The 11481-nt window shown below is 63.3% G+C and carries 14 protein-coding genes, 1 other RNA gene and 1 riboswitch; of the genes, 8 read left to right on the top strand and 7 right to left on the bottom strand.

What is annotated here, in order from left to right; genetic code table 11:
* From K728_RS0111190 to K728_RS0111165, 6 genes are all read left to right on the top strand, one after another.
* Positions 1–495: M23 family metallopeptidase (locus K728_RS0111190; RefSeq protein WP_024476765.1), on the top strand; the 495-nt coding region annotated here is incomplete at its 5' end.
* Between the two features lie 87 nt (positions 496–582).
* Positions 583–1056, top strand: a complete 474-nt coding sequence (gene smpB / locus K728_RS0111185; protein WP_024476764.1) for an SsrA-binding protein SmpB — start codon at positions 583–585, stop codon at positions 1054–1056.
* 3 nt (positions 1057–1059) lie between these two features.
* Positions 1060–1431, top strand: a complete 372-nt coding sequence (locus K728_RS0111180) for a hypothetical protein (RefSeq protein WP_019483085.1) — start codon at positions 1060–1062, stop codon at positions 1429–1431.
* A gap of 100 nt (positions 1432–1531) precedes the next feature.
* Positions 1532–1902: a transfer-messenger RNA gene (gene ssrA / locus K728_RS20645) on the top strand.
* A gap of 334 nt (positions 1903–2236) precedes the next feature.
* Entirely contained in the window at positions 2237–3964 is a 1728-nt protein-coding gene (locus K728_RS0111170) for an alpha-glucosidase (protein ID WP_024476763.1), read from the top strand.
* A gap of 22 nt (positions 3965–3986) precedes the next feature.
* Positions 3987–4478 (top strand): YdeI/OmpD-associated family protein, encoded by a 492-nt coding sequence (locus tag K728_RS0111165; protein WP_019483088.1) that lies wholly within the window; start codon positions 3987–3989, stop codon positions 4476–4478.
* Here the strand turns inward: K728_RS0111165 and K728_RS0111160 are convergent.
* Complete coding sequence (locus K728_RS0111160; protein WP_024476762.1) at positions 4475–5575, bottom strand: carboxylate-amine ligase; 1101 nt, start codon at positions 5573–5575, stop codon at positions 4475–4477. The two genes, K728_RS0111165 and K728_RS0111160, sit on opposite strands and share 4 nt — an antisense overlap.
* A gap of 133 nt (positions 5576–5708) precedes the next feature.
* Positions 5709–5780: riboswitch (Fluoride riboswitch) on the top strand.
* 23 nt (positions 5781–5803) lie between these two features.
* On the opposite strand from K728_RS0111160, the gene K728_RS0111155 reads away from it, so the two are divergent.
* Together K728_RS0111155 and crcB are read left to right on the top strand one after the other, a co-directional pair.
* The gene (locus K728_RS0111155; protein ID WP_237742136.1) at positions 5804–6295 is read left to right on the top strand and encodes a fluoride efflux transporter FluC; all 492 of its coding nucleotides are present in this window, start codon (positions 5804–5806) and stop codon (positions 6293–6295) included.
* Entirely contained in the window at positions 6292–6678 is a 387-nt protein-coding gene (crcB, locus tag K728_RS0111150) for a fluoride efflux transporter CrcB (protein ID WP_024476760.1), read from the top strand. Before K728_RS0111155 ends, crcB begins: the two co-directional genes overlap by 4 nt.
* Here crcB and K728_RS0111145 read toward each other — a convergent pair.
* The 6 genes from K728_RS0111145 to K728_RS0111120 all read right to left on the bottom strand — a co-directional run.
* Positions 6675–7415: a metal-dependent transcriptional regulator gene (locus tag K728_RS0111145; protein ID WP_024476759.1), complete on the bottom strand. Its 741-nt coding sequence runs from the start codon at positions 7413–7415 to the stop codon at positions 6675–6677. The genes crcB and K728_RS0111145 overlap by 4 nt on opposite strands.
* Before the next feature lies 1 nt (position 7416).
* Complete coding sequence (locus K728_RS0111140) at positions 7417–8346, bottom strand: metal ABC transporter permease (protein WP_024476758.1); 930 nt, start codon at positions 8344–8346, stop codon at positions 7417–7419.
* 8 nt (positions 8347–8354) lie between these two features.
* The gene (locus tag K728_RS0111135) at positions 8355–9176 is read right to left on the bottom strand and encodes a metal ABC transporter ATP-binding protein (RefSeq protein ID WP_024476757.1); all 822 of its coding nucleotides are present in this window, start codon (positions 9174–9176) and stop codon (positions 8355–8357) included.
* Positions 9173–10081, bottom strand: a complete 909-nt coding sequence (locus tag K728_RS0111130; RefSeq protein WP_024476756.1) for a metal ABC transporter solute-binding protein, Zn/Mn family — start codon at positions 10079–10081, stop codon at positions 9173–9175. The genes K728_RS0111135 and K728_RS0111130 overlap by 4 nt, the downstream gene beginning before the upstream one ends.
* Before the next feature lie 49 nt (positions 10082–10130).
* Positions 10131–10889, bottom strand: coding sequence for a class I SAM-dependent methyltransferase (locus K728_RS0111125; protein ID WP_024476755.1), 759 nt, complete (start codon positions 10887–10889; stop codon positions 10131–10133).
* An 82-nt stretch (positions 10890–10971) separates the two neighbouring features.
* On the bottom strand, positions 10972–11481 hold a 510-nt coding region (locus K728_RS0111120; protein ID WP_024476754.1), incomplete at its 5' end, for an aminotransferase class V-fold PLP-dependent enzyme.

The raw sequence follows: 11481 nt of genomic DNA, 5'->3' as shown, positions 1-11481 counted from the left end.
AAGCCAGTCGCGCCTGAACCAATCGTCCCGGCCACGGTCAGGCCAATCGCGCCGATTCAATCCGGCAGTCCTTCAGCGTTCGGTCTCCGGGCACCTGTCAGCGGTCCCATCTCCTCAGGATTCGGCTGGCGTGCAACTCCGGTCGGCACCATCGACTTCAACGGGTCGGGCGGGTACACCCATACGGGCCTCGACTACGGTGTGGGCTGCGGTACCCCGCTCTACGCTCCCGCAGCAGGCGAAGTCTGGTTTGCTGATTCCAACGCGCTCTCCGGCGCCGGAAACCGTATTGTCCTGAACCATGGTGTGGTCCAGGGCAACGCGCTGGCGACCAACTACTACCACCTCTCCAGCTTCGACGTCTCACCGGGGCAAAAGGTCAGCGCCGGTCAGCTGATCGGCCGCACTGGAACCACCGGCAACTCTTCCGGCTGTCACCTGCATTTTGAAACGGTGCTCAACGGCAGCCTGGTCGACCCGCTGGGCCTGCTGTAGTCACCGACGCCGTAGACTGAGGGGACAGCAAATCGGCCCCTAGGCGTGAGCCAGGAGCAAGACCCCCAGACATGAAGGAGTTGTACCGTGCCCAAGGAAAGTGGCCGACAGGTAGTGGCCACCAATCGGAAGGCCCGGCACGATTACGAGGTGCTGGATACCTACGAGGCCGGCATCGCCCTGATGGGCACCGAGGTGAAGTCGCTCCGGGCCGGGCGGGCGTCCCTGGTGGACGGGTTCGCCATTTTTTACAATGACGAACTATGGCTCGAGGGCATCCACATTCCCGAGTACACGCAGGGCAGTTGGACCAATCACGCAGCCCGCCGTCGTCGCAAGCTATTGCTGCACCGGGACGAGCTGACCCGGATCTCCCAGCGCATCAGGGAAAGCGGATTCACCCTGGTGCCGCTTCAGTTGTACTTCCTGAATGGACGCGCGAAGGTCGAAATTGCTGTCGCACGCGGCAAACGGGATTACGACAAGCGTCAGACCCTGCGGGAAAAACAAGACAACCGTGAAGCTCTGCGGGACATGCGCGACAAGAACCGGGGCAGCTAAGGTATGAGCGACGTTTTCTGGGATGCGCAGGAACCCAGGGAGGATCCCGACGTATCAGAACTGCGCTACCGTCGACCCTGGTGGGTCACGCTGGTCGCCCTGATCGATCTGCTGCTTTTGCTGGCAATCGTTCCGGTGGGCATTTTCGCATTGATCCCGTTCTTCTTCCTGATCTACCTGTACCTGGCCCAACTGATCATCTGGGTGGCGCCGTTGCTGGTACTCATGAACATCCTGGTGTTCTGGTGGAGTTTCAAGCGCAAGCAGGCAGCGACAACCGCCCTCGCCGCGCTGGGCCTCGCCTTCGTGGCCGTGTCGTTTGTGGTAGTCACCCTGTGGCAGTCGCCCATTGTCATGTTCGGGATTACCCTCTAGTCCAGACGTGGGGCCGACCCGGGAATACATCGCTGGGGAGGGTGCGTTATACTGGTAGACCCGAAGCAATTCGGGGAGAAGTACATTGATAACTACACACGGGGATGACAGGTTTCGACGATGTTAGTCGCGACAGGGGAAGCGGGCCGAGGATTTACAAGGCTATCTCGTTAACGCTCCTTGTTAAAATATAAGTGCCGAACAAAAACGCACTGACTTCGCTCTCGCTGCCTAAGCAGTAAGACCAAGTCCGTCAGCCCGGGAATGCTCTCGTCCCGGATCCTGGCGTCATTTAGAGGGCCACTGCTCCTGAAACTTGTTACAGGTTTCCGGGGGACTCTTATGTAACTGAGCTTGGCAGCAGTCTGTTTGCAGAACTGCTGAAGCTGAGAAAAACCGACGCAAACTGCGCCCGGAGAAGCCCTGACTACACTGCATCGGACGCGGGTTCAATTCCCGCCATCTCCACGAAACAGCCCGACGGCTAAACGTCCCTACCCTTTGGGGGAGGGACGTTTTGTCGTTAACACCGGCAGTCGCGCTGGGTCACCGCCAGCCGGACGTAGACTGACGGTATGAACTGGACGGACGATCCACCACCCTGGCTTCCCCCCCCTGCCGCCGCCCAATCGAGGTCGCTTCCTGGTCAACACCGGGCTGATTCTGGTGATCGGATCCTTCATTTTCATTTTCTACATGAGCTTTGTCGGCGGAACCCACACCCTGTACACCCTGATTCCATTGGCAGTGGGATTGATCTGCCTCATTGTTGGAATGGTCCGCCGGAACGAAGGGCGCTAACCCCGTGAGCGAAGCGAAGAAAGAGCCGACACCGAGTGAGCCGGCCTGGTGGACCGGCGCGGTGGTGTACCAGATCTATCCACGCAGCTTTGCCGACTCCGACGGCGACGGCGTCGGCGACCTGCCCGGCATCATCGGTAAACTCGACTATCTGGCTGAGCTCGGCGTGGATGTTCTCTGGCTCTCTCCGGTGTACCAATCCCCGCACCACGACAACGGCTACGACATCAGCGACTACCGGCTCATCGATCCGGTATTCGGGGATCTTGAACAATTCGGGGAACTCCTTGATGGAGTGCACCGCCGCGGGATGAAGCTCGTGATGGACCTGGTGGTCAATCACACCTCCCACGAACACGAGTGGTTCAGGGAATCGTCCTCCTCACTCGATAACCCCAAACGGGACTGGTACTGGTGGCGGGACCCCCGCGACGGCTTCGCCGCTGGGGAGCAAGGGGCCGAACCGTCGAACTGGGGATCGGCGTTCAGCGGTCCCGCCTGGACCCTCCATCCAGAAACCGGGCAGTATTACCTGCACCTGTTCGCACCCCAGCAACCAGACCTGAACTGGGAGAACCCCGAAGTCCGGGCCGCCGTCTACGAAATGATGAACTGGTGGCTCGACCTCGGTGTCGATGGCTTCCGGATGGACGTCATCAACTACATTTCGAAGGATCAGACCCTCCCGGACGGGAGAGTGCCGGCTGGCGGCCTGTGGGGCGACGGTGCTCCGCATTTCATCTCCGGCCCGCGGATCCACGACTACCTCCAGGAAATGCACCGTGAGGTTTTCGCCGGAAGGACCGCTGAGCTGATCACCGTGGGAGAGATGCCCGGCGCAACAATCGAGGAGGCCCGGCTTTTCACTGATCCTGCCCGCCGCGAGCTGGACATGATTTTCCAGTTCGAGCATGTGGGCCTGGATTACGGGCCGGGCGGCAAATGGGATTACCGGGGGCTGAACCTGGGTGACCTGAAGGCCTCCTGGAACCGCTGGCAGACGGGATTGGCGGAGGCCGGGTGGAACAGCCTGTACCTGAACAACCATGACCAGCCGCGGCTGGTGTCACGGTTCGGGGATGACACCAGGTTCAGGTACGAGTCCGCGACCCTGTGGGCGACACTGCTCCATCTGCACAGGGGAACCCCTTACATCTATCAGGGCGAGGAACTTGGCATGACCAATGTGCCGTTCTCCTCAATCGATGATTTCCGGGACCTGGAATCCATCAACTACTTCAACGAGGCGACGGCTGTGCTGGGCTTGGACCCGGAACAAGTGCTGTCCTCGATCCGTGTCATGAGCCGTGACAACGCCAGGACACCAGTGCAGTGGTCGGACGCCACGCATGGAGGCTTCACCACGGGCGAGCCCTGGCTCAGCGTCAACCCGAACTACCCCACCATCAACGCCAAAGCGGACCGGGCTTCGGATCGCTCCATTTTTCGGCATTATCAGCGGCTGATCCGGCTGCGCCATGACAGCGTTGTGGTGAGGCTCGGGCGGTTTAACCTCCTCGAAGGCAACCACCCCACCCTGTACGCGTTCACCCGGACCCACGAGGGTGAAACTCTCACCGTGGTCGCGAACGTATCGGGGGAGAACCTGATCCTGCCGCAGGGCGCTGGCCAGGGAAAACGGCTACTGAGCAACTACCCGGACGGAGGCGCCGATGACACTGGACGGTTGCGGCCGTGGGAGGCTCGGGTACTCCAGACTGCTCGGCCCTAGACGAGTTCGCTAAGCTTCTGGAATGGCCCACTTTCGAGATCCTGGCCCCATCGAGTTCGATGCCGTCATCCAGCGCTCAACCGTAGCTGGGTCGGCATCGTTTGTTCAGTTCCCCCATAGCGTGCCCGAAACGTTCGGTGCGAGCGGGAGGATCCCGGTCAGGGCCGCGTTCGACGGCATCGGTTACCGCGGTTCGCTGGTCACCTACAGTGACGGCCATCTGCTCCTGGTCCGATCGGATGTGCAAACGGAAATCGGCAAAACCACGGGCGATACGGTGAGGGTGTCGCTGACACTCGACACCAGCGAACGGGTCGTTGAACTTGCCGATGATGTGTCGGCAGCCCTCACGGCTGGCGGCGCAGAGGATGCATTTCGAGCCCTCTCCTATTCACGTCAGCGCGAGTATGCGCTGTGGATCGCGTCAGCGAAACGTCAGGCCACCCGTGAGGCGCGGATCAACAGGACACTGCAACGGTTGGCCGAGGGCAGGGCAAACCAGAAGCCGGGTTAGCGTTCGGCGGTCAACGCCGAGCTGTAGAGTTCCAACAGGGACGCCATGCCGCCGGTTTCCATCGCCTGGCGTTGGCGCTCGGCCCCCGTACCGCGTGCCCAGACCGTGTCCAGTCCCGCGGCAACCCACTCGGTATCGCCCTCCGTCTCGATAGCATCCGCCGTGTAGGCTAGCAGCCGGCCCATCTGTTCGCGTGCAGGAATCAAGGTTCCGGTTCCCAGATCGACCAGGTCTGCGGCGAGCCCGTGCCTGGCCGCCTGCCACATGGCGGCGTCGAGCAGCTCCGGGTCGGGATCCAGGAAAGGTAGTCCGGCTTCGGCGTCGCGGACCGCCGTCGACACGAGACCCCTGACCAGGGCAGCCAGCAGCACCGAGTCCTGGGCCTCCAGCTGGGCGTCGCCGGTCCGGACCTCCAGGGTGGGATACGCATCCGACAGGCGGGCCATCCAGGTCAGCACCCCGCGGTCGATGATCACCCCGGTCGCCACCAGTCGTTCGATGCGACGTTCATAGTCGGCCGCGTCGGCGAAGACTGGTGGGCATCCCTGAATCGGCCACCTACGGTAATGGATCACCCGCCAACTGGCGAAGCCGCTGTCCCGGTCCAGCCAATACGGCGAATTGGTGCTGAGGGCGGTGATGACCGGCAGCCATGGCCGGATCCGGTTGAGCGCCTGCACGCCGCTCTCCTTGTCAGGGATTCCCACGTGCACATGAAGCCCGTTGACAAACTGATCCGCCACAATGCCTCGGGCGCTTTCACGCAGCTGGTGGTAGCGCTGGTTATCGGTCAGGGTGGGGTACGCCGATTCAATGCGTGGAGCGGTGGCCGAGCCGGTGGCCCGCACGCCAGCCTTCCGGGCGGCGGCCGAGATCCGGCGGCGGAAGTGCAGCAAGGACTCTTCGGCCTCGGTCAGGGTATGACAGACAGGGGTGGCAGTCTCGATCTGGCAACTGAGGAGTTCACGCTGAACGTCCTCCGCCTCTATCGTGGGCGACTGTTCCAAAAGGGCTTGCACCTCGTTGGCCCGGTACACCGGCAACCCCGAGGCCGGGTCCAGCAGGAGGTACTCTTCTTCGATCCCCAGCGTTGTCATGTGGAACCTTTGGCTAGATGGGTGCGGGTAGATGGGGTGGAACAACTTGTGCTGATAGTGATCATTGCATCCTCGAATTGCTGACGGCTAATGCTGGACCGCCTACCGGGTCCAACTGGCAATCCGATATAGTCGAGGCTACGGCGATGGATCCCGCCGGGGCGCTGCCCGAACCGCCACCATGGCTGATGGTTCCTGCCTTTGACACTCGATAGAGGCAGGTGCGCTGTGTCCAAACCAGATCAGGGTGAGCCGTCCGCGGTCGTCATGGACCGGCCGCCCCACCGGCGCGTGACATTCATTGCCCTGGTGTTCGCCGGAGGTGTGGCGGGTACGCTGTGCCGAGTCTGGCTGAATGGGGTGGTTCCATCCCCGCAGGACCTGCCGCTACCCACCCTGGCAATCAATCTGGGCGGGTCATTCCTGCTGGGCCTGTTACTGGAGGGCCTGCTACGTACCGGTCCGGACCGTGGCGGGTACCTGATGGTGCGGCTTCTGTTGGGAACAGGGTTCCTTGGGGGATTCACCACCTACAGTGCGTTTGCCCTGGAAGCCATCGTCTTGGCCGCAGACGGCGCCAGCGGGTTCGCCGCCGCGTACGTCGCAGTCAGTCTCCTGGGGGGAGTCCTGCTGAGTTTCGCCGGGATTGGCGTGGGTGCAGCGGTTGCCAGAGGTAGACAGGGCCGGCCTGACACCAGGTCGGAGATGGACCTCCCGTGAGTGTACTTTTGATCCTGCTGGTTGGTGTTGCAGGCGGCACCGGTGCCGTCGCGCGGTTCATGCTCGACGGCACCATCCGGGCCCGGTTCGCGACGGCGATCCCCTGGAGCACCGTGGCCATCAACATCCTGGGCTCGGGGTTGCTGGGGCTGCTGGGCGGGCTGGCCCTCGGCGAGCAGGTCCCCCTGGCAGCAGAGCTCATCGTGGGCGTCGGATTTCTCGGCGGCTTCACCACGTTCAGCACCGCGAGTGTCGAAACGGCCAGGCTGATCCAGAGCGGCCAGTTGAGGAGTGCCGTCGTCAACGGGCTGGGGACAGCCACGTTGGCGCTCCTTGCCGCTGCGGCTGGCGTCGCCATCGGTGCGCTCCTAGTCGGGGGCTAGCGGACCGCCGCTTCGGGCAGGCGGCATCCGGCATGAACCTGATCAGTCTCAATCCACAGCGAAGTCGTCAGCTCTTCGCCGAAATCGAAAGTCCTTGCGGTGCCCGTATCGCCGACGCTGACCACCAAGGGGCCTCCGAACGGTTTCCGCTGGAGGACCTGCACGGGAGAGTCAAGGGCAATGGATTCAGCGGCGAGGAACCGGAGCAGCTCCGGATTTGCGTCGCTGATCCGGGTGATACGGCCGCGGTGCCCGTCGTCGAGCTCCTCCAGCGCATGGGCGTTCGGCAGGGTGATCTTCCCGTCGGCGGTGGGGATCGGATCCCCGTGCGGGTCTCTCCCGGGATGCCCAAGCTTCCGGTCGAGGCGTTCGATGAACGTGTCGGAGACAGTGTGCTCCAACAGTTCCGCCTCGTCATGAACCTCGTCCCACTGATAGCCCAGTTCGTTCACCAGGAAGGTCTCCAGAAGACGGTGACGGCGTACCATCGTCAACGCCAGATGCAGCCCATCTGCGGTCAGCTCGACTGAGCTGTAGGGCTCATGGCTCACCAGGCCCAGATCCATCAGCTTGCGGACCATTTCCGATGCCGAGGAATTGGCTACCGACAGTCGGGCCGCAAGCTGCGAGGCGGTTATTGGCCGATCCTGCCATTCAGTGAAGGTATAGATGACCTTCACATAGTCCTGAACGCTCGTTGACCCGGCGCTAAGCGCCGAAGCTGTCCGTTGTGCCATCTCAGGTCTCACTTCTCGTGGGGACGCCAGTGGTGTTGATTCTCCGAGTCCGGGTGTGGTTTTCCTGTGAGGAGTAGCGGCGCAACCGACGCCGGCTTGCCGCCTGCCAGAGGACCCCGGTTCGCCGGGCAAAGAGATACACCAGGACGAAGACCAGCGACTGGGACAGCACCACGGCAGCACCGGTCGAGATGTCCAGGTAATAGCTGGCGTAGATGCCGGCGACCGACGCGGCCGCGGTGAGGCTCGAGGCGATAATCAGCATCCGGTCGAAGCTGCGGGTCAGCAGGAAGGCTGTGGCGCCGGGGGTGATGAGCATGGCCACCACCAGGATGATTCCCACCGCCTGCAGGCCGACGACGACGCTCAGCGCCAGGAGACCCAGCAGCAGGGTGGAGAGCGCCCGGGTATTCAGCCCGATCACGTGCGCATGCGTGCGGTCAAAGGCAAAGAGTGTGAGGTCGCGGCGTTTGTACAGGACGATGGCGAGGGTCAGCACGCCAAGGACGACCACCTGCCACAGTTCCCCGTTGGTTACACCCAGCACGTTCCCAAACAGAATATGCATCAGGTCAACCTGGGAGGGAGTACGGGACACAATTGCGAGCCCCAAGGCGAAAAGTCCGGTGAAAACCACCCCAATGACGGTGTCCGACTTGAGCTTGGTGGTCGACTTCACCAGCCCGATCAGCGCAACCGCCCCGGCCCCGAACACGAAGGCGCCGATGGAGAAGGGGATGCCGATGATGTAGGCCAGGGCGACGCCTGGCAGCACCGCGTGGGAAACGGCGTCGCCCATCAGCGACCAGCCCATCAGGATGAGCCAGCAGGACAGCACCGACGCGACGACCGCCGCGCAGACAGTGACGATCAGGGCGCGGGTCAGGAAGCCGTATTGCAGCGGCTCGGTGAGGAAATTGAGGACTTCCATGGCGTGGTCTAACTTTCTTCGGGTGCGGGTGCGGGTGCGGGTCGGGGACGAGAGGCGCCACCTGCCGTGGGTAGCGGCCCGAACGCGAGAGCCAACAACTCATGGGTCAGCACCTCGGAGGGCGGCCCATGCGCGAGGACCCGGTTGTGCAGCAGTACCGCTTCGTCGCAGAGCTCGGGGATCCCGGCGAGGTCGTGGGTGGAGATGAGAGCGGTCCGTCCCTCGTCCCTGAGTTCCTGGAGCAGACTGACCAGCGTGGCTTCGCTGGTCCTGTCCACTCCCGCGAACGGTTCATCGAGGAGCAGTAGCTGCGCGTCCTGGGCGATGCTGCGGGCAACAAAGGCGCGCTTCTTCTGCCCGCCGGACAATTCGCCGATCTGCCGGTTGCGTTGCTGGGTCAGGCCGACCCGCTCCAGTGCGGCGTCGACCGCGTCGCGGTCCGCACGGCTGGCGCGGCGGGACGGCGGCATTCGGCCGTAGCGGCCCATCAGGACGACGTCGCCCACCGAGAGGGGGAAGGTCCAGTCGACGTCCTCGGATTGGGGGACATAGGCCACGAGGTTGCTACGCCGGGCGGTGCGCTGGTCTTTGCCGAAAATCGCAACGGCGCCGGACTGCGGCTGGACCAGCCCCATCAGGCATTTGAACAGGGTTGACTTGCCTGACCCGTTGACGCCGATCAGCCCGCAGATGCGCGCTTTCGCCAGATTGAGGTCGACGTCGCTCAGTGCCCGCACCTCGTTGTAGCTGACGGTGAGGCCGGAGACAGAGATGGCCGCAACCGCCTCGGTTCCCGGCGTGACGGCCTGCGGTGGAACGGATGAGGTCATGGGGCCAGCCCTTCAGTAATTACTTTGATGTCGTACCGGAGGAGGTCGAGGAAGGTGGGAACCGGGCCTTGCGGACCGGACAGCGAGTCGACGTACAGCGGCCCGGCCAGTTCCGCGCCCGTGGCCAACGCAACCTGCTCCTGCGCCGACGGATTGACAGTCGATTCGCAGAAGACGGTCGGGACCTCGTTGGTTTGGACAAAACCGATCACCTCTCTGATCTGCCGCGGTGTGCCCTCAGCGTCAGAGTTGACCGGCCAGATGAATGACTCGTCGAGTCCCGCGTCCCGCGCCAGATAGGAGAAGGCCCCCTCACAGGTGACCAGGGCAGGGGTTGAGGTGTCGGCGAAGGCAGCGCGTAGCTCGTCAAGCATGGACTGCAGTTCGGCCTTGATACGGGATCCGTTGGCTTCAAAATCGTTGGCATGCGGTGGGCTCAGGTCCGTCAGGGCCACCACGATGTTGTCAACGTAGATCTGCGCAGCGGCGGGGGACATCCAGGCATGGGGGTTAGGCAGTCCGTTGTAGGCGCCAGAGCGAATGTCGACCGGCTCGACGCCGTCGGAGAGGACCGCGCGCGGGGCATCCACCGAAAGCAGGAAGCGTTCAAACCAGCGCTCAAGGCCCAGACCGTTGTCGAGAATCAGATCGGCGTCCTGAGCGTTGACCAGGTCCGACGGCGTCGGGTCGTAGCCGTGGATTTCAGCGCCGATTTTGGTGATGGAATCAACCCTGACGTGCCCGCCGCCCACCTGATCTGCCAGATCCGCGAGCACAGTGAAGGTGGTCAGCACCAGCGGGCGGTCATCGTCGTCGGCTGGCCTCGCCTGCACGGCCGGGCTGGCACCGCAGCCGGTGAGTGCCAGTACGAGAAGAAGAACCAACGGAACGAAAAGTTTCGGCATACCTAAATCTAACTCATTGGCATGCCTTAGCAACAGTGTTCCGGTCTTCTTACAAGCGGTCTGCCCGCCAGGAATGGGTGAAGTACGGCAACTCCACCTGAGCATCGGCGGCGAATCCCAGATGTTCGTGGAGGTACCAGTCGAGGTTGGCCTCGACCCTGGCCCGAATCTCTGGACCCGCCCGACGGTAGTAACTTCTGGATTTGGCGAGGTCGACGATATCTGAGGTGCCCAGCGGCTGCGCCCACCGCGCCGATCGCTGTTCAAGCGCCCCGAACTCCCGTCCAATCGCCGGCCGATGATCCGGTTTGTAGACATCTCCGGCATGCATGATCCGGCTAAGCCGGTGCACCCACGGCAAAGAAACATCCAACTGATTCCAGATCAGTCCCAGGCGGCCTCCCGGTGTGAGGATCCGTGCAGCCTCCGTGGTGGCTGCCACCGGATCAACCCAGTGCCAGGCTTGCGCCATGGTTACCAGATTGACCGAGGAAGCTGGCAGGCCGGTGGCCTCGGCGGTCCCGACGACAGCGACCACAGCGGGGAGCTTGGTGCTAAGGACCCCCAGCATGTCCGCCGAGGGGTCGACGGCGGTCACCTTCAGCCCACACCTCACGAGTTCTGCGGTGAAGATTCCGGTGCCCGCGCCGACGTCGGCTGCGGCGGNCGCGCCGGTGGGAATCAGCCAGTCAACAATGTCGGTGGGATACCCGGGCCGGACCCGGTCGTACTGCGCACCACCGTCCAGGTAGCCGCCGGCGAGGTGGACTCGCCGGGTGTCGTGCAGACGTGGGCCGCCGCGGGGCATCTGTGCGCTCCTGTTGTCGATGGGTGGGATCCAAGCCTATCCCGCACCGGTCAATCGCCTCCTGGCCCACCAGCTGCTGAGGCTAGTCCCTCGAGCACGGCGCAGCGCCCGCCGTCCCCGGAGTGTGGGGAGCCCACACCGGAAAGGTTCGTGTCTCGGCGGCCGGTACCCAGCGTTCCTCGTCCACTACATAATCTGCGGTGAGACCATCGGCCAGGAGGGACCGGAGGCCGCTCAGCAGCCGCTCGACGTCCGCGAGCTGGGATCCCAGACCCACGCTGGCCCGCAACGAACCCGACGGCAGCCCGAGCCGTTTGAGTAGGGGATGAGCGCAGAACTTGCCATCGCGGAGGCCCACCCCGTGTTCGGCAGACAAATACGCGGCGACAAGTCCGGCGTCGTAACCGGACACCGAAAAGTTCACCACCCCGATGGGGTCGGCACTGTCCGGGAAAAGCTGGTGCACTGTGACCCCCGGTAGCGTTTCGAGTCCGGAAGTCAACGCAGACCGGAGGGCCTGTTCATGGGTCAGCCAGGCATCCTCGTCCAGCGACGCGAGCACCTCGACAGCATGCGCGAGGGCAGCGGCGCC

The organism is Arthrobacter sp. CAL618, from assembly GCF_000468215.1.
GTDB lineage: Bacteria > Actinomycetota > Actinomycetes > Actinomycetales > Micrococcaceae > Arthrobacter_D.
This window is presented reverse-complemented; position numbering and strand designations above follow the sequence as displayed.